Origin of the sequence: Streptomyces sp. BK340 (assembly GCF_007827595.1) — a bacterium.
Classification (GTDB): domain Bacteria; phylum Actinomycetota; class Actinomycetes; order Streptomycetales; family Streptomycetaceae; genus Streptomyces.
Window position 1 is genome coordinate 101,284 of sequence record NZ_VISR01000005.1, and the last position, 25,400, is coordinate 126,683.

Genomic DNA, 25,400 nt, shown 5'->3' on the forward strand with positions numbered 1-25,400 from the left:
GGTGGCTCGCGCCGTGGCGCGCATCACCCGTGCAGGTGAGTTGAGACCTCTTCGAGACATCGAGCACTTGGCAGGCTCATGCGCGTCGACACGTCAGGTCTTACCATCAGAGCCCCCAACTTCCTTTCTTTCCAAGGAAGTTGGCCCTTTATGACCATGCAGAAACGTACCTGTCAATGCGTGCATATGCGTCCGCACTACCCCACCGCATGAGCCCTACTATCGGCTCGCCATGACAGCAGCAGGGAAGCACCAGGTGAGCCGCGCGGAAACCTCACGTCGAGGCAGTCGGCCGGGCCGGGCGGGCATCAGAGACGTGGCCGCCGCCGCCGGGGTCTCCATCACGACCGTGTCCGACGCCCTCAACGGGAAGGGCCGGCTCCCGGATGCCACCCGGCGCCACGTCCGCGAGGTCGCCGACCGGCTGGGATACCGCCCCTCGGCCGCCGCCCGCACCCTCCGTACCGGCAAGTCGGGTCTGATCGGCCTGACCGTGACGACGTACGGGGATGAACCTTTCACCTTCACGGAGTTCGCGTACTTCGCCGAGATGGCGCGGGCCGCCACCTCGGCGGCGCTCGCCCGTGGCTACGCCCTGGTCATCCTGCCCGCGACCTCCCGCCACGACGTGTGGTCGAACGTGGCCCTGGACGGCACGGTCGTCATCGACCCCTCCGACCAGGACCCGGTGGTCAGCGAACTCGTCCGGCAGGGGCTGCCGGTCGTCTCCGACGGCCGCCCGGCCGGCTCGCTCCCGGTCACCGCCTGGGTCGACAACGACCACGAGGCCGCCGTCCTCGGCATCCTGGACCACCTCGCCGACGCGGGCGCCCGCCGGATCGGCCTGCTCACGGGCACGACGACGGACACGTACACCCATCTGTCGACCACGGCCTACCTGAGCTGGTGCGAGCGCGTCGGCCAGGACCCGGTCTACGAGGCCTACCCGGCGCACGACCCGTGCGCGGGCGCAGTCGCCGCCGACCGGCTGCTCGCCCGCCCCGACCGCCCTGACGCCGTCTACGGCCTCTTCGACCCCAACGGCACCGATCTGCTCGCCGCCGCCCGCCGCTACGGCCTGCGCGTCCCGGACGACCTGCTGCTGGTGTGCTGCAGCGAGTCCACGGTGTACGCCAGCACCGAGCCGCCCATCACCACGCTCTCCCTGAAGCCGCGGCGGATCGGCACCGCGGTGGTCCAGCTCCTCATCGACGCCATCGAGGGCGTCGAGTCGGACCATCCCGTCGAGCAGGTGATACCGACGGAGCTGATCGTGCGTACCTCGTCCCAGCGGCGTCCCCCACGCACGACCGTCAGCCCGCCGCGGACCCCGGAAGAGGGATAGCGGGGGGATCGCAGGCGGGTGACCGCGGTCGGCTCACCCGCTGCGGTCGGCTCGGGGGACCGGGCAGACTCAGGGGGAGCCGACTCCGGCCCACCACGCCTCGGCCACCGCGGCCGCCTCGCTGCACGCCGCTCCGCGGCTCTGTCGCCCGAAACGGGTCGGTCGACCGTCCAGCCGTGCGACCGGTGCGGACCGGTGCGGACCGGCAGCCGGTCGAACCCCTGCCCAAACGGGGCGAAAGCCGCGGCGAACTGGAGTCTTGCTCCGATTCACCACCCCTGGGTCATCACACGGCGCGACGCGCATTCCTATGATGGGCCCACGACACCGCGGGCCGCTGCGACCAGGCAGTCCGAAGCGGTGCAGCTGCGGCGCGATGGTGGAGGGGTCTGATGACTCAGGGGGCCGGTCAGGGACCCGAGGTGGAGCGGACGGCGACGTTGCGCGACTTCCGGGTACCCGCGTACGTCCACGAGACCGGTCCGTACGTCCATGCCCAGTCCGGCGACACCCTCCCGTCCGTGGACGAGGCCTACCCCGAGGGCTACACGCCCACCCAGCGCGACCTGCCCGTCATCAACCGCGGCGACACGCTCCAGGTCTCCGTGGAACCGGCCCCCGCAGCCCCCGCCGCGGAGGCCACGGCCGGCCCCGGCGCGCTGTACGTCGTCGGTGACGTCCACGGCTACCTGGACGAGCTGCTGGCCGCCCTGCAGGAGAAGGGGCTCATCGACGCCTCCGGCCAGTGGTGCGCGGGCACCGCCCGGCTGTGGTTCCTCGGCGACTTCACCGACCGCGGCCCGGACGGCATCGGGGTGATCGACCTGGTGATGCGACTGTCAGCCGAGGCGGCCGCGGCCGGCGGCTACTGCAAGGCCCTCATGGGCAACCACGAGCTGCTGCTGCTAGGCGCCAAGCGGTTCGGCGACACCCCGGTCAACTCCGGCGCGGGCACCGCGACCTTCCAGGCGGCCTGGCTGCTCAACGGCGGCCAGAAGACCGACATGGACCGGCTCCAGGACCACCACCTGCAGTGGATGGCCCGCCTCGACGCCGTCGAGGAGGTCGACGGCTACCTGCTCGTGCACTCCGACACCACCGCTTACCTCGACTACGGCGACTCGATCGAGGCCGTCAACGACACCGTCCGCGAGACGCTCACGCGCAACGACGCGGACGAGTGCTGGGACCTGTTCCGGAAGTTCACCAAGCGCTTCTCGTTCCGCGACGAGGGCGGCGCCGACGCCGTACGCTCCCTGCTCGACACGTACGGCGGCACCCGCATCGTTCACGGCCACAGCCCCATTCCGTATCTGCTCGGCGAGGTCGGGTCCGAGGACGGCGAGGAGAGCGACGACCCCGTCGTCGAGGGACCGCACGTCTACGCCGAGGGACTCGCCATCGCCATGGACGGCGGTGTGACCATGGCCGGAAAACTGCTGGTCCAGCAACTTCCCCTGGACAGCTGAGCGTTCGCGGGGCAGATGCGCCCCATACCGTATGAGCGCAGGTCGGCACGCAATTTCCGGCAACCCCCTGTCACCGCGTGCCGTCACGGCTCTACCATCGGCTTATCCGTAGCAGGCTCCCCTCCGTTTCTGCCCGACGGCTCGCCGGCGTGCGAGCCACAAGCCCTACGGAGCATCGGGGGATGCACATGAACAGCGTTCCGCAGCACCTGCTGAACGAGGACCGCCAGGAATTCGAGCGGATCCTCGATGAGGCGCTGCGCTCCGCACCAAACCGACCGGAACTGGCCGCTGTCGGACAGCGGCTGAACCCCGAACAGCTGCGCACCATGGCCCTCAACGCCACCGCGCTCATCACGGCGGCCGTGGCGGCCGAGTACCAGCACTACGTGAAGGTCCGCGAGGAACTGCGCCATCCGGCGCCGTCCACCCCCTCGGCCGCCCGCGATTCCGGTTCCGCCGAACCGGGTGCGGACGCGATGGGGCTCGCCACCAGCCTCGGCGAGGCCGCCGAGACGACCGGGGCGGGCGCCATCGCCGTGATCGCGGTGCTGGCCCCTGTCCTCGCCGGGACGGCCGCGGCGATCTTCCTGCTCGTCGGCTACATCCTGAGAATGCTGGCCCCCGGTCAGGCCTTCGCCCAGACCATGCTCACCGCGGGCTGGGTGTTCGGCGCCGTGGCCGCGGCCTCGATCCTCGTCGCCGCGGTCGGACTGCTGCTCACCGCCCTGCGCAACAGCGCCGCGGCGGAAGCCGGGACCCACGACGCGGCGAGCGAGGAGGTGTCCAGGGCCAGAGAGGCCTGGCGGGAGGCCCTGCTGGAGCGCGGCATACTGCCGTTCCTGCGGGACGCGCTCGCCCAGCCCGGCACGGCAGCCCTGCACCCCGCGGCCCCGCCGGCCCCTACCGGCCGCATGCCGCGCCTCGGTTACGGCCGCCCCGGCTTCAGCAGCCCCGACGACGGCTCCGCCTCCGACCGCCCGAGCTTCACCAGCCCCGACTACACGAGCCCCGACTTCGGCGGCCCGGAACACCAGCCGGAGTGAGGCGTCTGCCCCGCCCGGGGCACACGCCTCAAGCGGACCGGATCCTGCTACAGCCGTCGGACGATCTGCGCCTCGACGCGTTCGACGGACGTGCGGCTGTAGGCGTGCACGAGAGCGAGGTGGAACAACGCGGGCGCCAGCGGCGCCCAGCGGTGGATGCGGTCCTCCCGGAGCAGATATTTGATGACGGGCGCCGGACGGAAGGGCACGTAGTCGATCGTCTGGTGCTCCCAGCGGTCCGCCACGCCCCTGCTCATCCGCGCCTGGAGATCGGAACTCCTCAGTTCCTTGAGCCTGGCGAAGTAGTGACCGCTCCAATGGCGCTTGTCGACGTCCAGGACGAAGGCCAGAAGGTCGAGTGAGTACTCGTGCGCCTCCAGGGCCAGTTCCTCGCGCATCCCCCGACGGCACACCGCGTGCAGGTCCGGCGCGCTCCGCCCCGACGAGTCGATGTGCCGGGACAGGCCTTCGTTGACCGAGGAGTTCCACACGCCGGGCGCCATCCTGACCCGCTCGCTGCGACGGCTCACCACGAGCATGTCGTCGGCGGTGACCACGGCGACGTTGACGGCGAAGCTGCACTGGAGGAACGCGGGAGCGGCCAGGGGCTGCTCGGGATCCAGGTATCTCGACCGGGGGGTCGCACCGTCCGGCAGCCGGCGGTCGAGCTGCTGAGCCGCCAGGAACGTGTAGTAGTCGGTCGGCCGCAGTCGCAGATGCACCTCCGGCGTCTCGTCCAGCGACGTGCGGGAGATGTCGAACGACTCGACCGCATAACGCGGCCCGTTCCACAGAGGGGTACGTCCCTCGGCGCGCAGGCGTTCGCTCTCGGTGGCTATCTCGTCCCGCCAGGGCTCCATGTCCGCCGGGAGCCGGACATCTTCGTCGAGCACGTGCACGAAGATCGTCTCCGTCGGGATCGGGGTCTCCCCGTCTCCCTCCACGATCAGTGCCGAGGTCTGCAGGGGCCCGAGCGAGAATGTCCGCCACGCCGGTCCCGACTCCTCCCTGCTCCGCAGGCTCCGCAGCGCACTCGCCGAGCGTCTGCGTATCCGGAACCACGCGTCCTGCAAAGGCTGTTGGAACAGCACCGCGAACAGCATGCCGATGACCGCACCGACGACCCCGTTGGCAACATCGATCCCACCCACACGGGAGACCTTAGGGATCTTGTGTGCCCCGGGCAGCAACGTGTTCCTTCCGTTACGGTGCCTGTCCCTCGCCGGGATCCGGCAGCCGGATGACCGCGATGCTTCCCGTCTGGGCAACTGCCAGGCGAGTGCCGTCGGGATGCAGCGCCGCGACCGGGGTCGGGACATGGGTGACCCCGTAGGCTCCTTCCCTGCGTGCCACAGCCACCTCCGGCCATTCCGCCAGTACGACGCCGGTGGTGACGTCGATCAGTCGGGGATGCCCATGCAGCGAGACGACTCTGCCGCCTTCCGCGAGCAGCGTGCCGATCGTGAAATCGACCCTGCTCCGGTGCATCCAGCGACGCTCGGCCAGGGACCAGACACCCAGCTCCCTGGGCCCCAGAGCGGGCAGCTCTTCGTCATCGAGGAATTCCTCGCCGGTCGCGACCACCAGGCGATCGCCGTCGAGCCAGCACGCCGACTCCACCTCGGCGTCGATGCCCGGCTCCATCGGCAGCACTCCGGGCCCGTCCAGTGCGGCCGGGTCCGTCACCGTGGCTTCCAGATCGAAGACCTCGGCAATGCCGTACGGATGCCACACCCAGCCGGCCACGAGCAGATGCCTGCCGTCCTGGCTCACCGACAGCCGGGAGTGGAAGACGTCCCTGTCTCCGCGTGGACCCGAAGTGAGGCACTTGCCCGACTCCGCCTCCTCGACGTGGAGGACGTTGTACTCCTCCGGGCAGTGGACCAGGATCTCTCGCCCGTCCGGCAGAACTCCCAGCGCGACGGGGTAATCGAAGTCTTCGGCGTGATAGGGGCTGCGCGTCAGCTCACGGACGACGCGCGATCCCTGGACCAGCAGAGCCCTGGTCCCGCGCTCGGCGTAGACGACGCTGTGACGGCCGGAGGAGGAGACGACGCTTCTGTCGAACGCAGGTCCGTAACCCGTGACCGTCCGGTGCTCCCCGTCGGCCGGGTTCCAGACTCGGCCGCCCACCAGGTCAACCAGACTGTCGCCCTGCCAGACCAGCGACTGTGCCGGAGCCGTCGTCTCCAGCAACACAACAGGCCTCATCCCCAACCCCCTTCTCACCGACCGGCGCCGACGCTGCTCTCCGGGCATCGGACCCGAAGAGCAGCGCCCACCCGCGTGCGTCAGTCCGCCAGCGGCAGGTACACCCGGTTGCCCGCGGCCGCGAACTCCTTCGACTTCTGTGCCATGCCCTCTTCGATCTCGGACTTGGTACCGCCGTGTTCGCGGCGGATGTCCTGCGAGATCTTCATGCTGCAGAACTTCGGCCCGCACATGGAGCAGAAGTGAGCCGTCTTGGCGGGCTCGGCCGGCAGCGTCTCGTCATGGAACTCCCGTGCCGTGTCCGGGTCCAGGGCGAGGTTGAACTGGTCCTCCCACCGGAACTCGAAGCGGGCGTCGGACAACGCGTCGTCCCACTCCTGCGCGCCGGGGTGCCCCTTGGCGAGGTCGGCCGCGTGGGCGGCGATCTTGTAGGTGATGACGCCGGTCTTGACGTCGTCACGGTTGGGCAGGCCCAGGTGCTCCTTGGGCGTGACGTAGCAGAGCATCGCCGTGCCCCACCAGGCGATCATCGCGGCGCCGATGCCGGAGGTGATGTGGTCGTACGCCGGGGCGACGTCCGTGGTCAGCGGGCCGAGCGTATAGAACGGAGCCTCATCGCAGATCTCCTGCTGGAGGTCGATGTTCTCCTTGATCTTGTGCATCGGGACGTGCCCCGGGCCCTCGATCATGGTCTGTACGTTGAAACGCTTGGCGATGCGGTTGAGTTCACCGAGCGTCCGCAGCTCCGCGAACTGCGCCTCGTCGTTGGCATCCGCGATCGAGCCCGGCCGGAGACCGTCACCGAGCGAGTACGTGACGTCGTAGGCGGCGAGGATCTCGCAGAGCTCCTCGAAGTTCTCGTACAGGAACGACTCCTTGTGGTGCGCGAGGCACCACGCGGCCATGATCGAGCCACCGCGCGAGACGATGCCGGTCTTGCGGTTGGCGGTGAGCGGCACGTACGGCAGGCGCACTCCCGCGTGGACGGTCATGTAGTCCACGCCCTGCTCGGCCTGCTCGATGACCGTGTCCTTGTAGATCTCCCAGGTCAGTTCCTCGGCCCTGCCGTCGACCTTCTCCAGCGCCTGGTAGAGCGGCACCGTGCCGATGGGAACGGGGGAGTTGCGCAGCACCCACTCACGAGTGGTGTGGATGTTCCGGCCGGTGGAGAGGTCCATGACCGTGTCGGCGCCCCAGCGGGTCGCCCAGGTCATCTTCTCGACCTCCTCCTCGATGGAGGACGTGACCGCGGAGTTGCCGATGTTGGCGTTGACCTTCACCAGGAACCGCTTGCCGATGATCATCGGCTCGATCTCCGGGTGGTTGACGTTGGCCGGCAGCACCGCGCGGCCTGCCGCGATCTCCTCGCGGACCACCTCGGGGGAGACGTTCTCCCGGACGGCCACGAACTCCATCTCGGGCGTGATCTCGCCGCGGCGGGCGTACGCGAGCTGCGTGACCGCCGTGCCGTCACGGCCCCGGCGCGGCTGACGCGGACGTCCGGGGAAGACCGCGTCCAGGTTGCGCAGTCCGCCGCGCGGTGAGGTGTGCTTGATCCCGTCGTCCTCGGGGCGGACGGGACGGCCGGCGTACTCCTCGGTGTCGCCGCGGGCGATGATCCAGTTCTCCCGCAGCGGCGACAGGCCCCTGCGGACGTCGGTGTCGACGAGTGGATCGGTGTACGGGCCTGATGTGTCGTACAGCGTGACCGACTGTCCGTTGGTGAGGTGCACCTGGCGGACCGGCACGCGCAGGTCGGGGCGGGTGCCCTCGACATACGCCTTGTGCCAGCCGATGGACTTCCCGGCCTCCTGGGACTTCTCGTCCTGAACGGAGGCAGGCGTGCGTGCGTCCTTGTTGGTCATGAGACCTACTCCCTACGCCGGCATTACCCGGTAACAGGTTCGGCGGTCGACGCAGCGATTTCCGTCTGCCGATGTTTCCCGTGAAACCACGTTCCACGTGAAACATCGCGAATACGGAGGTCAGCGCCCTCTCAGCCCGGTGCTCCGAGCTCCCGCGTGTGCAAAGGTGCCTCCACGCTAGCGTCAATTCGGGCGCGGTGAACAGAGGGCCCCTGGCGTTCTTGCGATGATCTGGCGGTGACCACCTTGGAGCAGTACCCGTACCCGCCCTCCGAACCACCGCGCGGCGGCGGCTCCGAACAGGGCGGCGAACACGGCCATGACGGCCACGGCCACAGGCACAGGCAGGGGCACCAGCACGGCCCGGGCACCGGCACCGGTCACTCGCACGGGCACAGCCACAGCCACGGACCCGCCGCGCCCGTCTCGAAGCATCTGCGCAAGGTCATCGCGGCGGTCCTGATCCCGTTCGCGGCCGCGGTCGTCGTCGGCCTGGCGGTGCTCTGGCCCGGGGGAGCCCCGGCGCACGAGCGCACGGGCGTCGGTTTCGACCGCCAGACACAGCAGGCCACGGTCACCAAGGTGGTCGAGGTGAGCTGCAAGTCGGTGAACGCCTCCGGGGGTGCCTCGACCGGCGATGCCTCCACCGCCGGCGGCAACCCGGCCCAGCAGCAGGCGAAAGGCACCTGCAGGAAGGCGACGGTCCGCGTCGACACTGGCAACGACCAGGGCCGTACGTTCACCGAGATCGTGCAGCCGGACCAGTCACGGCAGTTGCGCGAGGGCGAGAAGGTCGTGGTCGCCTACGAGCCCTCGGCGCCGAAGGACCTGCAGTACTCCGTCACCGATGTGAACCGTAAGGTCCCGATGGCGCTGCTCGCGGGGATCTTCGCGCTCGCCGTCGTGGTGGTGGGCCGGCTGCGCGGTGTCATGGCGCTGGTCGCACTGGCCGTGAGCTTCCTGGTGCTGACGCTCTTCATCCTGCCCGCGATCCTGCAGGGCTCGAATCCGCTGCTGGTGGCCGTCGTCGGGGCCAGCGCGATCATGCTCATCGCGCTCTACATGTGCCATGGGCTGTCGGCCCGTACCTCGGTGGCGGTGCTCGGCACACTGGCTTCCCTGCTGCTGATCGGCATCCTCGGCTCCGAGTTCATCGACTGGGCCGCGCTCACCGGCAACACGGACGACAGCACCGGTCTGATCCACGGCTTGTACCCGTCGATCGACATGAGCGGTCTGCTGCTGGCCGGCGTCATCATCGGTTCGCTGGGTGTCCTGGACGATGTGACGGTGACCCAGACGTCGGCGGTCTGGGAACTGCACGAGGCCAATCCGGCGATGGGCTGGCGCGGGCTGTACCGGGCGGGTATCCGGATCGGACGCGACCACATCGCCTCGGTGGTCAACACCCTCGTACTCGCCTACGCCGGCGCCGCGCTGCCGCTGCTGTTGTTGTTCTCGATCGCGCAGAGCAGCGTGGGCACGGTCGCCAACAGCGAGCTGGTGGCCGAGGAGATCGTGCGCACGCTGGTGGGTTCGATCGGACTGGTCGCCTCCGTCCCGGTCACCACAGCGCTCGCCGCCCTGGTGGTGTCGGCCGACCGGCCGGCACCGGAAGCGGCGGCCCCCGCCGGAGCGCAGCCCGCTCCGGCGCGCGGCGGCGGCAGGGGCCGGCGCCGGAAGCGGTGAGGGAGCCCGGCGAAGGCCGGAACTCACTGAAGAAGCGTTCCTGCACAGCTGTACGCGGCGTTCAGCTGCGTTGGTCGCCCCGTTGCCGCAACGCCTCAGCCGGCGCTCTGTTCCTCGGCCAGGATGCGGTCCAGGGCCTCGTCGAGGTGGGCGTCGAAGTCGGCCAGCGCTCCCTCCTGCCCGAGCGGCACGAGCTTGTCCGTGCGGTCGAGGAATGCCACGAGCGGCGGAGCCGAGGAACGGAACAGGGCCTGGTCGCCGCCGACCTGAAGCCGGATCAGCACCTCGCCCAGCACCTCCGAGTCGACGGGCGCGATGTGCACGTCTCCCTCGCCGCACGGCCGTCCGACTCCGTCGATCAGCAGTTCGCGGCCGAAGGCCCAGGTCACCGGGGCATCACCGGGCAGATGGAAGGTCAGCCGCACCGCGTAGGGATCAAAGGTCTCGTAGCGCAACTCCACCGGAATGCGGAAGGAGAGCTCCTCCGACACGAGAAAGCTCATCATGACTTCTGCTTGTACGGATTCACGCATCGCCTACCCCGTCAAATGACATCGACTGGCCGGGATTGATCCCTCGACCGTACTCAGATCTTGCTGAAAGTACACAACAGATCACAAGGAGTGAGTTTTCAGATACTGATAGAGGGCATCAACGCGCCCAGATGGCGTCCGATCTCGGCCTGCAACCGCTGTGCGGCGGGCAGGAGACGGTCGGCCTGGTGGGCGGGGAGCGAGATGGCCATCGTGGCCGCCGTGGTGCCGACCGTGATGGGAATCGCCGCGCACACCGTGCCCAGGGCGTACTCCTGACGCTCCACCACCGGCTCCATCCGCGGCATCCGGGCCAGCCGGCGCAGCAGGGCATGGTTGTCACGCACGGTGTACGGGGTGATGGACTGCGCCGGATAGCGGGCCAGGTGGTCCCGGCGGGCGTCCTCGTCGAGCTGGGAGAGCAGACACTGGCCGATCGCGTGCGCGTGCCCCGTCTCGCGGAAGTCGGCCCACTCCTCGACCGCCGGGGCCTCCCGCGAGTCGGCGACGCACATGACCTCGATCTCGCCCTCCCGGTACATCGCGTAGTACACCGGCACACCGATGGAATCGCGCCAGTGCGCCAGGGTGTCGGCCACCGTGCTGCGACGTTTCTGCTGCGCTCCGCTGCTGCTCAGCCGCTCGGCCGCGTCGCCTAGGAAGAACAGCCCTTTCTGGCGGCGCAGATAACCCTCGTGCACCAGGGTGCGCAACAGGTGATAGGTCGTGGGCAGGGCGAGGCCGGTCTCGCGGGCGAGCTGCTTGGCGGGGGCGCCGTACTCGTGCGCCGCGACGGTCTCCAGCAGGCGCATCGCGCGCTGCACGGATCCGATGAGGGTCGCGGCGGACGGTTGCCCCGGAACGTCCGGGGGGTGCGGGGGTCCGGGCAGGGACGCGGCGCGTGGCTGTCCCGGGACGCCCGCCGAGGGCGGCCGCTGCAGCGGGGGTGTGCAGGAGTGCGGCGGGGCGAGGGGTGTGTGGGGTTCTGCCGGTGCGGTGTCAACCGTGGCCAAGGGTCACTCCCGTAGCGCGAGGGTGGGGCAACCCGTGCGGGGAAGCACGGGTGGGGGTGTACGCCGCCCGCGGGGCCCGGCCCCGCGTGGGGTTCCGGACTCTAACCGCCCGCCACCGCGTGCAGACGGCCTGCCGGGGAAACTTCCCTCGCCCGAGGGAACCGGTGATTTCCGTTACCGGTCACCGGCTCCCGCTCCCCTCACCAGTCGCTGCGCGACGAGGAGTTCGACATGAACTTGCGCACGACGTAGATCAGTCCACCGACCAGGGCGACGAAGATCAGCGCCTTGAAGAGCAGGCCGATCACGAAGCCGACCACGGTCGCGATCAGGCTGCCGAAGACCACCAGGGCGATGACCGGCACCGCGACCCACTTCACCCACCACGGCAGCCCCGCGAAGATCTCTCGCATTGCCCTCGTCCTTTGCGTTCCGGTGCGGCCACGGCGTACTGCGCGCTGTCGTGGACGCAGCTCTCGATGTCTGCACTCGATGCTAGGGCCGCCAGTGGGTCCCGCGGGGGCCTCGCACCCCTTGTCCTCCCCTGACCCTCCCCCTAGGGAACCCCGAGGGCCGGGCTCAGGCCTCAGGCGGAGAGAAGACCACCAGAACCCGCAGATCCTCGCTGATGTGGTGGAACTTGTGGGCGACGCCGGCCGGCACGTAGACCACGCTGCCCCGGGCCACCTGGGTGGTCTCCTCGCCGACGGTGATCGATGCGCGGCCGCTGACGACGAAGTAGACCTCGTCCTGGTTGTGCGGCCGCTGCGGGTCGTGTTCGCCCGCGTTGAGGGCGTACAGGCCGACCGACATGTGACGTTCGCGCAGAAACTGCAGGTAGGCCCCTTCGTTGGCGGCGCGCTCCGCCTCCAGTTCGTCCAGCCGGAATGCCTTCATCGCCGTTTGCCGCCCTCGCCCCACTGCTCGCCGTCGATCTGGTCTGCCACGATCAGACACATGAAGAATTTCGTAGTCAAGACGATCGCCAACGCGGGCGCCCTGGCGGTCGCCGTGTGGCTGCTCGACAAGATCACCCTCACGGGTGACAGCACGGCCAAGAAGGCCGGCACGCTGATCGTGGTCGCGCTGGTCTTCGGCCTGGTGAACTTCCTGGTCAAGCCGATCTTGAAGGTGCTCACCTTCCCGCTGTTCATCCTCACCCTCGGGTTGATCACCCTGATCGTCAACGCGCTGATGCTGCTGCTGACCTCCTGGGTGTGCGGCAAGCTCGACCTCAGCTTCCACGTGGAGGGGTTCTGGACGGCCGTGCTCGGCGGCCTGATCATCTCCGTCGTCTCGTGGGCGCTGAACCTCGTCCTGCCCGACGAGGACTGAGCCCGCCATGACCTACCGCGTCTGTTTCGTGTGCACCGGCAACATCTGCCGTTCCCCGATGGCCGAGTCCGTCTTCCGTGCGCGCGTCGACGAGGCCGGCCTCGCGGACCTGGTGGAGATCGAGAGCGCCGGCACCGGCGGCTGGCACGAGGGGGATGCCGCCGACCCGCGGACCGTCTCGGTCCTCGACGAGCACGGCTACGGCACCGAGCACGTCGCACGGCAGTTCCAGCCCTCCTGGTTCGACCGCCTCGACCTGGTGATCGCCCTCGACACCGGTCATCTCAAGGCCCTGCGCCGCCTCGCGCCCACCGAGGAGGACGCCCGCAAGGTACGCCTGCTGCGCGCGTACGCCCTTTCGCTCGCCCCTTCCGGATCGGCCGACGAAGACCTCGACGTGCCCGACCCCTACTACGGGGGCCGGGACGGCTTCGAGGAGTGCCTGGAGATGGTGGAGGCGGCGAGCACCGGTCTGCTCGCCGCCGTACGGGAGCATCTGGAGGGACGCGCCGCATGAGCGACACCGGCAAGGGCCCGGACCGCGTCGGCGACGGCACGCGGGCGGTACGGGCCGGCCTCCCCGAGCCCGTCAAGCACGAGCCGACGCTGCCCGGACCGGTGTTCGCCGCGCACTTCCACCTGCCGGGCGAGGTGACCGGACCGTACGCCTACGGCCGGGACGACAACCCCACCTGGACCCTGCTGGAGCGCGCCATCGGGGAGCTGGAGGCGCCGGGACAGGACGACGTCGAGACGCTGGTGTTCGCCTCCGGCATGGCCGCGATCTCCTCGGTGCTGTTCTCCCAGCTGCGCGCCGGGGACGCGGTCGTCCTGCCCTCCGACGGCTACCAGGCGCTGCCGCTGGTCCGCGCACAGCTGGAGGCCTACGGCATCGAGGTGCGCACCGCGCCCACCGGCGGCGACGCCCAGCTGGAGGTCCTCGACGGCGCGCGGCTGCTGTGGATCGAGTCGCCGTCGAACCCGGGTCTCGACGTGTGTGACATCCGGCGGCTGGCCCGGGCGGCACACGCGCAGGGCGCCCTGGTGGCCGTCGACAACACCCTCGCCACCCCGCTCGGTCAACGCCCGCTGGAGCTGGGCGCCGACTTCTCCGTGGCCAGCGGCACCAAGCAGCTGACCGGGCACGGTGATCTGCTGCTGGGCTACGTCACCGGTCGCGACGCCGAGGCGATGGCTGCCGTACGCCGATGGCGCAAGATCGTCGGCGCGATCTCGGGACCCATGGAGGCCTGGCTCGCGCACCGTTCCATCGCCACCCTCCAGCTGCGCGCCGACCGGCAGAACGCGACGGCTCTCGCGGTCGCCGAGGCCCTGCGGCAGCGGCCCGAGATCTCCGGGCTGCGCCATCCGGGGCTGCCCGGAGACCCCGCGCACAAGGTCGCCGCCCAGCAGATGCGCCGCTACGGCTGCGTGGTCTCCTTCACGCTGCCCACACGCGCGCGTGCCGAGCGTTTCCTCGAGGCACTGCACCTGGTCGAGGACGCGACGAGCTTCGGCGGTGTGCGCTCCACGGCCGAACGCCGCGGCCGCTGGGGCGGAGACCCCGTCCCGGAGGGCTTCATCCGCATGTCCGTCGGCGCCGAGGATCCCGAGGACCTGGTGGCGGATGTGCTGCGGGCCCTGGACGAGTCCGCCGACTGACCGGATCAGGGGCCGTCGGGCCTGGTCTGCGGCGGTCCGAGCCTCCCCCCTCGTGGCTCGGACCGCCTTCGGTTCTGTGCGCGAAGAACCGCGCGAACAAGGCTAGTTGACTCTCTGTCAGTGTCCAATCACGGTAGCGACAGAGACCTATCGACTTATTTATAGTTGGTGCCTGCCTCGGGGGCCGGAGAAGGGCAGGGAGAGGGAAGGGCGTGCCATGGACCTGGCCTTGCTGCGCACGTTCGTCACCGTGCACCGGGCCGGTTCCTTCACCCGCGCCGCTGCCCTGCTGGGCCTATCCCAGCCGGCCGTCACCTCGCAGATCCGCACCTTGGAAAGGCAGTTGGGCCGCCCCCTGTTCCTGCGGCAGGCCCGCGGGGTGACACCGACGACCATCGGCGACGAACTCGCCCACAAGGCCGCGCCGCACCTCGACGCCCTGGTGGAGATAGCGGAGAGCGGCCTGGACGACGAGTCCTCGTTGCGGACGCTGCATCTCGCCGGGCCGCCGGAGTTCACCGCCGAACGCGCGCTTCCTGTCCTGACGGAGCTGACCGGCGACGACGGCCAGGGTTTCGCCCTGCGTGCCTCCTTCGGCACCGCGGAGGAAACGCTGGAGGGGCTGGCCGCCGGACACCATGACCTGGCCATCAGTACGGTCCGGCCGCGCGGCGCCCTCCTGACCGCCACCGCGCTCTGCGACGAGGAGCACACGCTGGTCGCCGCCCCCCGCTGGGCCGAGCAGATCGGCCCCGGAGCGCTGCGCCTCAAAGGGGCGCCCGCTCTGGAGAACCTCCCGGTCGTCGAGGTCCACGAGTCTCTGCCGTTCGTGTCGCGCTACTGGGCCTCCGTCTTCGACTCGCGCCCGGCCGCGTCCGGCACGGTCATCGTCCCCGATCTGCGCGCGGTGCTCGCCTGTGCGACCGCGGGCGCCGGACTGGCGGTGCTGCCCCGCTATCTGTGCACCCCCGGCCTCGAGCGAGGGGAGATCGTGACGCTGCACGACCCCGCGGTGCCACCGCTGCGCACCTACTTCCTGGCGGTGCGCACGGGCACCCTCGCCATGCCGCACGTCGCTCGGGCGCACGAGTGGCTTCTGCGGGCAGCCACGGGCTGGGGCTGAGCCTGCCCCGGGTTTTACGCGGTGCGTTCGGATGGTGGCGCTCTGGGATGTTTCACGTGGAACCAGCCGGGCCACATTTCTCCCATGACCGTCCGACCCGTGGTCAAGCGCACCGCCCGTGCTGTTCTTCTGGACGGTGACGACCTGATCCTGATCAAGCGCACCAAGCCCGGTGTCGATCCCTACTGGGTCACTCCCGGTGGCGGGGTCGAGGCCGCGGACCCGACCGTCGTCGACGCCCTGCACCGCGAGGTGTACGAAGAGCTCGGCGCCAAGATCACCGACGTCGTGCCCTGCTTCGTGGACACCGTGGAGCACATCGGCGAGGACGGCGGCTCGACCGGCGTGAAGGTCCAGCACTTCTTCGTCTGCCGGCTGGAGTCCATGGACCCGTCGCTGCGACACGGCCCCGAAGTGGACGAGCCGGCGGGCGAGTACGAGATCGTCCGTGTCCCGTTCACCCGGGTCGGCATCGCCTCCGTCCACCTCGTGCCGCTGTCGCTGCGGCACTACCTCGACGGCAACATCGAGGGCGTCCGCGCCATGCACGCCCCCGACCTCGGATAGCCGGCCGGCACCGGTCAGTTCCCGACGACGACCAGCTCCTCGACCGAGTCGTGCCGTATGCGGTTCGAGGGAATGCCGATGTCCCGCAGAGCGTGGACCCCGCTGCGGATCATGCCGGGCGGACCCGAGACGTAGGCGTCGTACTCGTTCCAGGGGCCGTACTCCCGTACGGCGTCGGGCACCTGGAGATGGGCCAGCTGGTCGATGATCGCCCGTACGGAGAGCCACGGGTGGCTCTGCTGAAGCCTGAGCATGGTGTCGATGTCGTACAGGTCGTGGTCGGTACGGGCTCCGTAGAACACCTCGACCTGTCGACGCCGGCCATGCTCGGCCACTTCCTCGACGAGGGCCTTGATGGGCGCTATGCCGGTGCCGCCGCCCAGGCAGAGCAGCCCGCTGTCGGTGGTGTGGTCGACGGTCATCGAGCCGGCCGGCGGACCCAGGCGTATGACGTCTCCCGGCCGGGCGCGGTGCACCAGTGCGTTGGAGACCCAGCCGGCCGGGACGGCCTTCACATGGAACGTGAGCAGGCCGTCCGAGCGGGGTGCCGAGGCGAAGGAGTAGTGCCGCCAGACCCGTGGCCACCACGGCGTCTCCACACTGGTGTACTGGCCGGCGAGGAAGGGGTAGGGCTGGTCCGGGCGGATGGTGAGGACCGCTACATCGGGGGTTCTGAGGTCGTGCGTGACGATCTCGGCCTGCCACCAGGCCGGGGCGCGCAGTTCGTCCGCCGCCGCGGCGTCGATCATCACCTGGGAGATCGTGGTGTAGGCCCGCACCCAGGCGGCCTCGATCTCCGGGTTCCAGATATGGGACGCGTACTTGCTGAGTGCGCCGATGAGGCATTCCCCCACGGCCGGATAGTGCTCGGCGCGCGTGCCGTACTTGCGGTGTCCGCGGCCCAGGTTCTGCAGGTAATCGACGAGGACCGGCTTGTTGTCGATGTGCTCGGCCGCGGTGAGCAATGCCTTCAGCAGCCGGTCCCGCTGGGTGTCCATCGCCGGCGGGAACATCGGTCGCAGTTCGGGATACCGAACGAATAGGAGTGCGTAGAAATAGGAGGTGACCTTGTCTGCGGCGGGGCCGATCTCGGCCATCGTGCCCCGGATGGCGAGGGCGTCCGGGGATGCCTCCTCGACGACGGGCGGAGCGGAGCGCCGAGGGGGCAGGCGATCCGGCTCGGTCGACGCGGCGGCCGGGCCTGAAGGCGCGAAGGCGGCGGCGGGCTCGGGGATCGACGGGCTGCTGGGCGGAGCCTGTGCGAGCGGCTGTGCGGGCTGCTCGACGGGAGGGGCAGAAGTGGGGGGTGCGGCAGGAGCGTCGGACACGGGGCGTGCTGTGCCCTCCCGGGTCGGCCGGCCCACCGGGCGCACCACCGCGGGCCTGCGTCCCTCGGCCGTCTCCTGATCACCGCCCGATGGTGGGGTCGAAGGCGTCTGGCGCGGCGTGAACCAGCCGCCTCCGCCCGCTATGCCGTTCTCGCCCGACGTGGTGGTCGGAGCGTCCATGGGTGCCCTCGCCTCGAACATCTCTCGGTCGGTCTGCGCACCTCCTCGGGAGGCGCATGCTTTCCCCCGGCGGGCGGCCAGCCGTAGCACTCTTCGCAGCATCCCATCCTGGCCGGATGCCGCGGCCGTATACCCGGAAACGCGGGTCTTCGATCTTTTCGTCCCGTTAGGCTGCCTGCCCTGCTCTCGGCCCGCACGGGATGCGTGTACTCCATCCCGGACGTGAACCGGAGTCGACCCTACCGGCCGTCGCCATGCACACAAGTCCCCCCTTGCATCCCCATGGAACGAGCAAGGGGCGAACCATGAACTCCCTCAACTACCGGACGTGTACACCAATTCATAGGCATCCCACAGATCACGGCCGGTGTAGGAGTATGTGGCGAGTCCGGCCAGATGCCCGTCCGCGTTGACCGCAATGGAAACCGGTACGACAGCAAATAGTTCCCTGTCCGACAGCGAATCGCCGTACGCGACGCAGTCCGCACGGGTCACACCGAACTCCTGGCAGAGACGGTCCGCGATCGTCACCTTGGCCGCGGCGTTGAGCACTCCGCCCGGGTCCACGGGCGCGGTGAATGGCACGGCGGGAAAGCGCGATCCATAGGCCGCGTGTGCACCCCACTCCAGGAGGCGTTCCACGAAGAAGGACGGCGAGAGCGACACCACCGCGCAGTAGTCGCCCGTGGCCCTGATCTCCGCCCAGACCTCACGGATCCGGGCCAGCCAGGGAGCCGCTTCGAAGGCCGCACTCACATGCGCCTCGGTCAGCTCCGCCCACAGGTCGTACACCCTGGTCGCATACTCCGGCGGACCTATCCGCCCCTCCGCGATCTCCCGGTCGAGCGCCACCGTCTCCGCCTCCCTGCCCAACTGGCGGGAAATCTCCACAGGAGCGGTGGTGCCATGCAGCAAAGTGCCGTCGAGGTCGAAGAGATGAAGTCTCGCCATGGGCTGAGGCTAATGGGAGGCCCCGCCGCGTCCCTCGATGTTTCACGTGAAACACGCACGCCTGTCCACGGTCTGTACGAACGGCCACGGCATGGCCAAAAGCACCCGCGTCTGCATCGAAACAGGTGGACGTCAGGGGTGCCGGTCGGACAGCCTGACCTGCGTGCCGACTCCTTCCCTCGCTGCTCTGCCCATCCGCCGTCTGACGCTCCGCGATCTCACCGCCTGCGCTGACTTGTCCGAAGATCGGGGGTGGCAACGCGAGGAACACAAGTGGGGACTCCTGCTCACCGCCGGCAAGGGCTACGGCATCGACGACCCCGACGGAGGGCTCGTCGCCGCCTGCGTCGTCACGGAGTACGGCTCCTGGCAGCGGTCGGACCTCGGCGCCATCGGCATGGTCCTGGTGGCCGGGCGGCACGCCCGCCGGGGTGTCGGGCGCCGCCTGATGCAGCATGTCGTCGCGGCCATGGGCACCACGCCGCTGACCCTGCACGCCACGCCCTACGGGCGCCCGCTCTACGAGGAACTGGGCTTCAAGGTCACGGGCCGGGCGGAGATGCTGCTGGGCCACTTCGTACCCGGCGGTCCGGAACACGGGGTGGCGACCCGTGCTGCCACCGCGGAGGACCTGCCCTCGATGCTCCGTCTCGACGAAGAGGTGTTCGGCGTCGATCGCACTCCCCTCATCACCCGCCTGCCCGCCTTCGCCGATCAGCTGCGCGTGGCCGAGGACGGCGGCCGGATCATCGGCTACACGGCCGCATGGCCCAACATGGACACACATGTCGTCGGCCCGCTGATCGCCCGGGACACCGAGACGGCCAAGGCTCTCATCACCTCACTGGCGGACCGTACGGACCGGCCACTGCGCACCGACATCGACGTTCGCCATGAGGAGCTGCTGGCCTGGGCCAAGGCACGGGGGCTGGCGTCCGTGGCCTTCAACTCCGTCATGACTTACGGCATCACGGACCTGCCGGGGGACTGGACGCGCCGGTTCGCGCCGCTGACGGTCGCCGCGGGCTGAGCGGTCGCACGGCAGATGCAGGCCCTCACCGGTCCAGGGCGGTGAGGGCCTGCGTTGTCATGCCGCGGGGTGTGCGGTCAGGCGAGCGCCTGAACGGCCGCGGCGGCGAAGCCGTGGTCCTGGTCCGGGGCACCGCCGCCGACGCCGATCGCGCCGATCAGTCGGCCGTCCCGGTGGACGGGGAGACCGCCCGCGATGAAGAGCAGGGGCCGGTCGAGGGCCGTGGGAAGCGTGTGGAAGAGGCCGCCGGGCTGGACGGCGTCGATGAGGTCCGCGGTGGGCGCGTTCAGCTGGAGCGCGGTGTACGCCTTGCGGGTGCTGGTCTCCCCGGAGATCAGCACGGCCCGGTCGTCCCGGCGGAAGGCGAGCAGGTGGCCACCGGCGTCCAGGACGGTGACGCTGACGGTGACTCCGGCCTCCTCGGCAGCGCGGCGGGCCGTGGCGACGAGCAGCTCGGCTTCCTCGGTGGTGAGCGGGGCGACGGCGGTGGTGCTCATGGAGCGTTCTCCTTGGTGCGGTGTGTACGTGAGGTGAGGGGGTGCCGCACGGGCCGTGGGGCGGCTTGCGCCCCCATCGGTCCGGGTGACGGTCGAGTACGGGGGGTGATGCCCTGCGGTCGGGGCGGGCTCAGTGGTGGACGGGAGTCCGCTGCCCGGCGGGGCTTCCGGAGGCCACCACGGCGCTCCGGCCGCTGTCCCGGCGCTCCAGGGCGGCCGAGAGGACGGCGAGGACCAGGGCGGCCGCGGCAAGGGCGGCGCCGACCCAGTTGGGGGCGGTGTAGCCGAAGCCGGCCGCGATCACCATGCCGCCGAGCCAGGCGGCGAGGGCGTTGCCCAGGTTGAAGGCGCCGATGTTCACGGCCGAGGCGAGCGTCGGGGCGCCATGAGCCTGGTCGAGGACGCGCTTCTGCAGCGGCGGGACAGTCGCGAAGCCGAGCGCGCCGATCAGGGCGATGGTCAGGGCGGCGGCGATCTTGTTGTGCGCGGTCAGCGTGAACAGCGCGAGGACGGCGGCCAGGGCCCCCAGGGAGACGTACAGCATCGGCATCAGTGCGCGGTCGGCGAACTTGCCGCCGATGAGGTTGCCGCCGACCATGCCGAGGCCGAACAGGACCAGCAGCCAGGTCACGGACCCGTCGGCGAAGCCGGCGATGTGGGTCATCATCGGCGCGATGTAGGTGATGGCCGCGAAGACTCCGCCGAAGCCGAGCACCGTCATCGCCATGGCGAGCAGGACCTGGGCGTTCTTGAAGGCGGCCAGTTCATGGCGCAGGTGCACGCCTTCGGGCCTGGGTATCTCGGGCACCAGCCTGGCGATGCCGGCCAGGCCGACGAGACCGAGGACGGCGACGATCCCGAAGGTGACGCGCCATCCGACGTGCTGTCCGATGAGCGTGCCCAGCGGGACGCCGACGACGTTGGCGACGGTCAGACCCGTGAACATCATCGCGATGGCGCCGGCCTTCTTGTCGGGAGCCACCAGCTCGGCCGCGACGACCGAGCCGATACCGAAGAAGGCACCGTGGGCGAGGGAGGCGATCACTCGCCCGATCAGCATGACCGCGAAGGTCGGGGCCACGGCGGAGACCAGGTTTCCGGCGATGAAGAGGCCCATCAGGATCATCAGCATCCGCTTGCGCGAGACCTTGGTGCCGAGCACGGTCATCAGCGGGGCGCCGATCACCACGCCGAGGGCGTATCCGGTCACGAGCAGGCCCGCTGTGGGGATGGAGACCCCGAAGTCTCCGGCGACCTCGGGCAGCAGACCCATGATCACGAACTCGGTCGTTCCGATTCCGAAGGCCCCGATCGCGAGGGCCAGAAGCGCGAGAGGCATGTAGGGGTACACCTTCCCAGACGATTGCAGGAGCGCTTTGCGTGCGTTCACAATAGTTGCAGACGCGGGCTAAGTGCAACCGCCGACTATTGCGGGAGTGCTCTACTCTGGATCCAGCCGCTCCGGGACGGAGGAAAACGCCAATGACAGCGACGGACCCCGCGCTCACCGCCCTCGCTCAGGGCTGGTCCGCCCTTGCTCTCCTGCACGGGAGGATCGAGGCGCACATCGAGCGCGCCCTGCAGACCGGGCACGATCTGAGCGTGCGCGAGTACTCCCTGCTCGACGTGCTCAGCCGGCAGCACGAAGGTGAGGGCGGCCATCTGCAGATGAAGCAGGTCGCCGACGCGGTCGTGCTCAGCCAGAGCGCCACCACCCGCCTGGTGACCCGCCTGGAGGACCGCGGTCTGCTGGAGCGCTACCTGTGCCCCACCGACCGTCGCGGCATCTACACCAACGTCACCGAGGCGGGTCTACGGCTGCTCGAGGAGGCGCGGCCCACCAATGACGCCGCGCTGCGCGAGGCCCTGGACGAGGCGGCCAGGAACCCCGAGCTGGCGCCGCTGGTACGCGTCGTGGAGTCCCTGAACGTGCCCGCATAGGGTGCAGGTATGGGAGATCTTGAAATACGCCGTGCGGCCGCGGACGATCTGCCGGCGATCGTCGCCATGCTCGCCGACGATCCACTCGGTGCCCAGCGCGAGTCACCCGACGATCTGACGCCCTACCTAGTGGCGCTGGACCGGCTGAACGCGGACCCGAACCAGCAGCTCGTCGTGGCGGTGCGGGAAGGCCGAGTCATCGGCACCCTCCAGCTGACGCTCATCCACGGGCTCTCCCGCAAGGGTGCGACCCGCTCGATCATCGAGGCCGTCCGCATCCACGCCGACGAGCGCGGCAGCGGCCTGGGCACCCGGCTCATCGAGTGGGCTGTCGAGGAATCCCGGCGCCAGAACTGCCAGTTGGTGCAGCTGACCTCCGACAGGAGCCGCACGGACGCCCACCGTTTCTACGAACGCCTCGGCTTCACGGCCTCACACGTGGGTTTCAAGCTCCAGCTCTGAAAGAACGGCCGGGGGTGGGTGTTTCACGTGAAACACCCACCCCCGGCCGAAGAATCACCTACTCCGCGATCCCCCGCCAGCCCTTCGGATCCACCCCACCGGGCACCTCGACCCCCTCCTCGTAGGGCTGCCGAGTGAACACGAACGACCCGAGGTCCAGATGGATCAGGGAGCCGTCCGGGCGGTGTACGGGCCGCAGCAGCTCTCCGGCGTAGTACCCCTCCAGTCCCGTCCACGTCCCGTCTCCGTTCGAACAGAAGCGGGCGCGGCGGCCGCCGCCGGTCAGCGGTCCCAGCGCGAGGAGCCCGTCGGCCATCACCCGCAGGACGAAGGCATGCGTCCCCCAGTACCACTGACCCACCAACTCAAGGACGTCCGGGTCGACTTCACTGAGCGGACGCCACGGCTCGGGGATGCGCGGCTCCGCCTCCGCGACGATACGGACGAGATCGGCGCCCACCGCTCCCAGCAGAGGGCCACTGGTGCAGTTGGCCAGCACCACCGCCGCCACGTCGTCCTCCACGCTGATGGTGAGGTTCGCGAGGAAGCCGGGGAGCGAGCCGGAGTGGCCGACCAGGAGCCTGCCGTCACGCCGCTGTACCTGCATACCGAGGCCGTAGGCAGCCCCGTCCACCACATCCGCGGCCTCGGCCGGCGCCGCGGGCGTCCGCATCTCGCGCACCGACTCCGCGCTCAGCACCCGGTCGTCTCCCCCGGCCAGAAAGACGGCGAACCGCGCGAGGTCACCGGTGGTGGACCACAGCTGGCCGGCGGGGGCCATCCGGCCGAGATCCTCCAGCGGTTCGGGCAGCAGTGCGTCGGCCCAGGGGTGCACCGCCCAGCCGCCCGCATGCGGTGCCTGCGGCTGGGCGGTGGTGCGGTGGAGGCCGAGGGGTTCGAGCACCTCGCTGCGCAGCACCTCCTCCCATGGGGCGCCCCGAAGCTCCTCCACCAGTGCGCCGAGCAGGGTGTAGCCAGGATTGGAGTAGTGGTGGCGCCGGCCGACGGGGTGCAGGAGCGGCTGCTCGCCGAGGACGTCGCTCAACTCGGGGCGCAGTGAGCCCGGGGTCCGCTCCCACCAGGGCGCGGGCGACTCGGCGGCCAAACCGGCGGTGTGTGCGAGCAGTTCGGCGATCGTCGCCTCACCGGCTCCGGTGCCCGGCAGATACTTCTCCAGGGGATCACCGAGATCGAGGACGCCCTCGTCACGCAGCCGCAGCACGAGTACGGCGGTGAATGTCTTGGTGATCGACCCGATCCGGTACTGCACGTTCTCGTCCGGCCCGTGGCCGTCCACCGAGGTACGCGACCCGTGCCAGACGGCCCGCCCGTCCCGCACGACAGCGGCGACCAGCGAGGGCGCCCGTCCTTCGGCCTGCGCGACAGCGATCCGGTGCAGCAACGCCCGCCGGGTACCGGGGAGCAGCTCTTCTTGCGATGTCGTCATGGGCCCAGTCCATCCGCTGGGGCGCCATGCGTCGAATCCATTTCCCCGGCAGGAGTGCGTCAGCAAGAGCTGCAACCGGCCGGGTCAGGTCTGGGCCATGTCCACGAAGCGGGAGTAGTGACCCTGGAAGGCCACGGTGATCGTCGCCGTGGGGCCGTTACGGTGCTTGCCCACGATGATGTCCGCCTCGCCCGCTCGCGGTGACTCCTTCTCGTACGCGTCCTCGCGGTGGAGCAGGATGACCATGTCGGCGTCCTGCTCGATGGAGCCGGACTCACGCAGGTCGGACACCATCGGCTTCTTGTCCGTGCGCTGCTCGGGACCACGGTTGAGCTGCGAGAGCGCGATCACCGGGACCTCCAGCTCCTTGGCCAGCAGCTTGAGGTTACGGGACATGTCCGAGACCTCCTGCTGACGGCTCTCGGAGCGCTTGGAACCACCGGCCTGCATCAGCTGCAGATAGTCGATGATCACGAGCTTGATGTCGTTGCGCTGCTTCAGCCGGCGGCACTTCGCGCGGATCTCCATCATCGACAGGTTCGGGGAGTCGTCGATGTAGAGCGGCGCGGAGGAGACCTCGGGCATCCGGCGCGCCAGGCGGGTCCAGTCCTCGTCCGTCATGGTGCCCGAGCGCATGTGGTGCAGGGCCACGCGCGCCTCGGCCGACAGCAGACGCATCGCGATCTCGTTGCGCCCCATTTCGAGGGAGAAGATGACGCTGGCCAGGTTGTGTTTGATCGACGCCGCGCGGGCGAAGTCCAGCGCGAGTGTGGACTTACCCATGGCGGGACGGGCCGCAATGACGATCATCTGGCCCGGGTGCAGGCCGTTGGTCAGCGAGTCCAGGTCCGTGAAGCCCGTGGGCACACCGGTCATCTCGCCGCTGCGCGAGCCGATCGCCTCGATCTCGTCGAGGGCGCCCTCCATGATGTCGCCGAGCGGCAGATAGTCCTCGCTGGTGCGCTGCTCGGTGACCGCGTAGATCTCGGCCTGGGCGCGGTTGACGATCTCGTCGACGTCGTCGTCGGCCGCGTATCCCATCTGCGTGATGCGGGTGCCCGCCTCGACCAGGCGGCGCAGGACCGCTCGCTCGTGGACGATCTCCGCGTAGTACTCGGCGTTCGCCGCCGTCGGCACCGTCTGGACGAGGGTGTGCAGGTACGACGCGCCGCCGACCTTGTTGATCTCGCCGCGCTTGGTGAGTTCGGCGGCGATGGTGATGGGGTCGGCCGGCTCACCCTTCGCGTAGACGTCGAGGATCGCCTGGTAGATCGTCTCGTGCGCGGGCTTGTAGAAGTCGTGGCCCTTGAGGACCTCGACGACGTCGGCGATGGCGTCCTTGGACAGCAGCATGCCGCCGAGCACAGACTGCTCGGCGTCCAGGTCCTGCGGCGGCACCCGCTCGAAGGAGGAGCCGCCTTCCCAGTCGCCGTTCTCCCGGCCCCGGTCGTGCTGCTCGTCACGGCCCCGGCCGCCGTCGCTTCGGCGACGGGAGGCGGGCAGACGATCGCTGGGTCCGCTGTCGGCCCACGGATCGTCCAAGGGCTCGGAAATGCTCACCGAGCCACCTCCTCCCGTCCGCACGGCGGACCTCGCCGTGCCCTCTGTTGTACGGCACGACACTGACAATTGAGAGGCCCAACTCCGCTTCTGGCACGTCGGTTTTATGACGTTTCTTGAGCCGAGAGAAGGAGCGGGCGCCGGAC

25 protein-coding genes and 1 riboswitch are annotated in these 25,400 nt (G+C 69.7%); of the genes, 12 read left to right on the top strand and 13 right to left on the bottom strand.

From position 1 onward, the window contains the following. Positions 1–232 precede the first annotated feature (232 nt). The 3 genes from FB157_RS12305 (at position 233) to FB157_RS12315 (ending at position 3,860) form a co-directional block, all read left to right on the top strand. Positions 233–1,345 carry a LacI family DNA-binding transcriptional regulator gene (locus tag FB157_RS12305; RefSeq protein ID WP_145878884.1) on the top strand — a complete coding sequence of 371 codons (1,113 nt, stop codon included), beginning with the start codon at positions 233–235 and terminating at the stop codon, positions 1,343–1,345. A gap of 392 nt (positions 1,346–1,737) precedes the next feature. Beyond that, positions 1,738–2,814 (top strand): metallophosphoesterase, encoded by a 1,077-nt coding sequence (locus tag FB157_RS12310; RefSeq protein ID WP_145878886.1) that lies wholly within the window; start codon positions 1,738–1,740, stop codon positions 2,812–2,814. A 182-nt stretch (positions 2,815–2,996) separates the two neighbouring features. Continuing rightward, complete coding sequence (locus FB157_RS12315; RefSeq protein ID WP_145878889.1) at positions 2,997–3,860, top strand: hypothetical protein; 864 nt, start codon at positions 2,997–2,999, stop codon at positions 3,858–3,860. 47 nt (positions 3,861–3,907) lie between these two features. On the opposite strand, the gene FB157_RS12320 is transcribed toward FB157_RS12315, so the two are convergent. From FB157_RS12320 to thiC, 3 genes are all read right to left on the bottom strand, one after another. Further along, positions 3,908–5,011: a hypothetical protein gene (locus FB157_RS12320; protein ID WP_145878891.1), complete on the bottom strand. Its 1,104-nt coding sequence runs from the start codon at positions 5,009–5,011 to the stop codon at positions 3,908–3,910. A gap of 52 nt (positions 5,012–5,063) precedes the next feature. Next, complete coding sequence (locus FB157_RS12325; protein WP_145878893.1) at positions 5,064–6,071, bottom strand: hypothetical protein; 1,008 nt, start codon at positions 6,069–6,071, stop codon at positions 5,064–5,066. Positions 6,072–6,151: 80 nt separating this feature from the next. Beyond that, positions 6,152–7,936, bottom strand: a complete 1,785-nt coding sequence (gene thiC / locus FB157_RS12330) for a phosphomethylpyrimidine synthase ThiC (RefSeq protein ID WP_145878895.1) — start codon at positions 7,934–7,936, stop codon at positions 6,152–6,154. Beyond that, a riboswitch (TPP riboswitch) is annotated at positions 7,929–8,102 on the bottom strand. Its footprint overlaps the gene before it by 8 nt. Before the next feature lie 71 nt (positions 8,103–8,173). Between thiC and FB157_RS12335 the strand changes: the two genes are divergently transcribed. Continuing rightward, entirely contained in the window at positions 8,174–9,625 is a 1,452-nt protein-coding gene (locus FB157_RS12335) for a YibE/F family protein (RefSeq protein WP_186581472.1), read from the top strand. 95 nt (positions 9,626–9,720) lie between these two features. On the opposite strand, the gene FB157_RS12340 is transcribed toward FB157_RS12335, so the two are convergent. The 4 genes from FB157_RS12340 to FB157_RS12355 all read right to left on the bottom strand — a co-directional run bounded on the left by FB157_RS12340 (position 9,721) and on the right by FB157_RS12355 (position 12,068). Next, complete coding sequence (locus FB157_RS12340) at positions 9,721–10,158, bottom strand: SsgA family sporulation/cell division regulator (protein ID WP_145878897.1); 438 nt, start codon at positions 10,156–10,158, stop codon at positions 9,721–9,723. A 98-nt stretch (positions 10,159–10,256) separates the two neighbouring features. Continuing rightward, a complete protein-coding gene (locus FB157_RS12345) occupies positions 10,257–11,171 on the bottom strand; it encodes an IclR family transcriptional regulator (RefSeq protein WP_398946564.1) in 915 nt (304 codons plus the stop codon). A gap of 200 nt (positions 11,172–11,371) precedes the next feature. Further along, positions 11,372–11,584 carry a DUF5326 family protein gene (locus FB157_RS12350; RefSeq protein ID WP_145878899.1) on the bottom strand — a complete coding sequence of 71 codons (213 nt, stop codon included), beginning with the start codon at positions 11,582–11,584 and terminating at the stop codon, positions 11,372–11,374. A 166-nt stretch (positions 11,585–11,750) separates the two neighbouring features. Further along, on the bottom strand, positions 11,751–12,068 hold the full coding sequence (locus FB157_RS12355; RefSeq protein WP_094218692.1) for a cupin domain-containing protein: 318 nt from the start codon (positions 12,066–12,068) through the stop codon (positions 11,751–11,753). A gap of 60 nt (positions 12,069–12,128) precedes the next feature. Here FB157_RS12355 and FB157_RS12360 point away from each other — a divergent pair, with 60 nt between their 5' ends. From FB157_RS12360 to FB157_RS12380, 5 genes are all read left to right on the top strand, one after another. Next, on the top strand, positions 12,129–12,506 hold the full coding sequence (locus FB157_RS12360) for a phage holin family protein (protein ID WP_145878901.1): 378 nt from the start codon (positions 12,129–12,131) through the stop codon (positions 12,504–12,506). A 7-nt stretch (positions 12,507–12,513) separates the two neighbouring features. Beyond that, positions 12,514–13,023, top strand: coding sequence for a low molecular weight protein-tyrosine-phosphatase (locus FB157_RS12365; protein ID WP_145878902.1), 510 nt, complete (start codon positions 12,514–12,516; stop codon positions 13,021–13,023). Then, a complete protein-coding gene (locus FB157_RS12370; RefSeq protein ID WP_145878904.1) occupies positions 13,020–14,168 on the top strand; it encodes a cystathionine gamma-lyase in 1,149 nt (382 codons plus the stop codon). The genes FB157_RS12365 and FB157_RS12370 overlap by 4 nt, the downstream gene beginning before the upstream one ends. Before the next feature lie 217 nt (positions 14,169–14,385). Continuing rightward, on the top strand, positions 14,386–15,291 hold the full coding sequence (locus tag FB157_RS12375) for a LysR family transcriptional regulator (RefSeq protein WP_145878906.1): 906 nt from the start codon (positions 14,386–14,388) through the stop codon (positions 15,289–15,291). A gap of 84 nt (positions 15,292–15,375) precedes the next feature. Then, the gene (locus tag FB157_RS12380) at positions 15,376–15,858 is read left to right on the top strand and encodes an NUDIX domain-containing protein (RefSeq protein WP_145878908.1); all 483 of its coding nucleotides are present in this window, start codon (positions 15,376–15,378) and stop codon (positions 15,856–15,858) included. 14 nt (positions 15,859–15,872) lie between these two features. On the opposite strand, the gene FB157_RS12385 is transcribed toward FB157_RS12380, so the two are convergent. Both FB157_RS12385 and FB157_RS12390 read right to left on the bottom strand, forming a co-directional pair. After that, positions 15,873–17,366 carry a globin domain-containing protein gene (locus FB157_RS12385; protein ID WP_391336089.1) on the bottom strand — a complete coding sequence of 498 codons (1,494 nt, stop codon included), beginning with the start codon at positions 17,364–17,366 and terminating at the stop codon, positions 15,873–15,875. Between the two features lie 315 nt (positions 17,367–17,681). After that, the gene (locus tag FB157_RS12390; protein WP_145878909.1) at positions 17,682–18,317 is read right to left on the bottom strand and encodes an HAD family phosphatase; all 636 of its coding nucleotides are present in this window, start codon (positions 18,315–18,317) and stop codon (positions 17,682–17,684) included. Between the two features lie 163 nt (positions 18,318–18,480). Between FB157_RS12390 and FB157_RS12395 the strand changes: the two genes are divergently transcribed. Further along, positions 18,481–19,347 carry a GNAT family N-acetyltransferase gene (locus tag FB157_RS12395; RefSeq protein WP_145878911.1) on the top strand — a complete coding sequence of 289 codons (867 nt, stop codon included), beginning with the start codon at positions 18,481–18,483 and terminating at the stop codon, positions 19,345–19,347. A 77-nt stretch (positions 19,348–19,424) separates the two neighbouring features. On the opposite strand, the gene FB157_RS12400 is transcribed toward FB157_RS12395, so the two are convergent. Then, the gene (locus FB157_RS12400) at positions 19,425–19,844 is read right to left on the bottom strand and encodes a heme-binding protein (RefSeq protein WP_145878913.1); all 420 of its coding nucleotides are present in this window, start codon (positions 19,842–19,844) and stop codon (positions 19,425–19,427) included. 130 nt (positions 19,845–19,974) lie between these two features. Continuing rightward, positions 19,975–21,183 (bottom strand): MFS transporter, encoded by a 1,209-nt coding sequence (locus FB157_RS12405; protein WP_145878915.1) that lies wholly within the window; start codon positions 21,181–21,183, stop codon positions 19,975–19,977. A 143-nt stretch (positions 21,184–21,326) separates the two neighbouring features. Here FB157_RS12405 and FB157_RS12410 point away from each other — a divergent pair, with 143 nt between their 5' ends. Together FB157_RS12410 and FB157_RS12415 are read left to right on the top strand one after the other, a co-directional pair. Beyond that, on the top strand, positions 21,327–21,785 hold the full coding sequence (locus tag FB157_RS12410; protein WP_145878917.1) for a MarR family winged helix-turn-helix transcriptional regulator: 459 nt from the start codon (positions 21,327–21,329) through the stop codon (positions 21,783–21,785). A gap of 9 nt (positions 21,786–21,794) precedes the next feature. Next, positions 21,795–22,247: a GNAT family N-acetyltransferase gene (locus FB157_RS12415; RefSeq protein ID WP_145878919.1), complete on the top strand. Its 453-nt coding sequence runs from the start codon at positions 21,795–21,797 to the stop codon at positions 22,245–22,247. A 58-nt stretch (positions 22,248–22,305) separates the two neighbouring features. Here FB157_RS12415 and FB157_RS12420 read toward each other — a convergent pair whose 3' ends face one another. Both FB157_RS12420 and dnaB read right to left on the bottom strand, forming a co-directional pair. Then, complete coding sequence (locus tag FB157_RS12420; protein ID WP_145878921.1) at positions 22,306–23,694, bottom strand: serine hydrolase; 1,389 nt, start codon at positions 23,692–23,694, stop codon at positions 22,306–22,308. Positions 23,695–23,778: 84 nt separating this feature from the next. Next, positions 23,779–25,254 (bottom strand): replicative DNA helicase, encoded by a 1,476-nt coding sequence (dnaB, locus tag FB157_RS12425; RefSeq protein WP_145878923.1) that lies wholly within the window; start codon positions 25,252–25,254, stop codon positions 23,779–23,781. Positions 25,255–25,400: the final 146 nt, after the last annotated feature.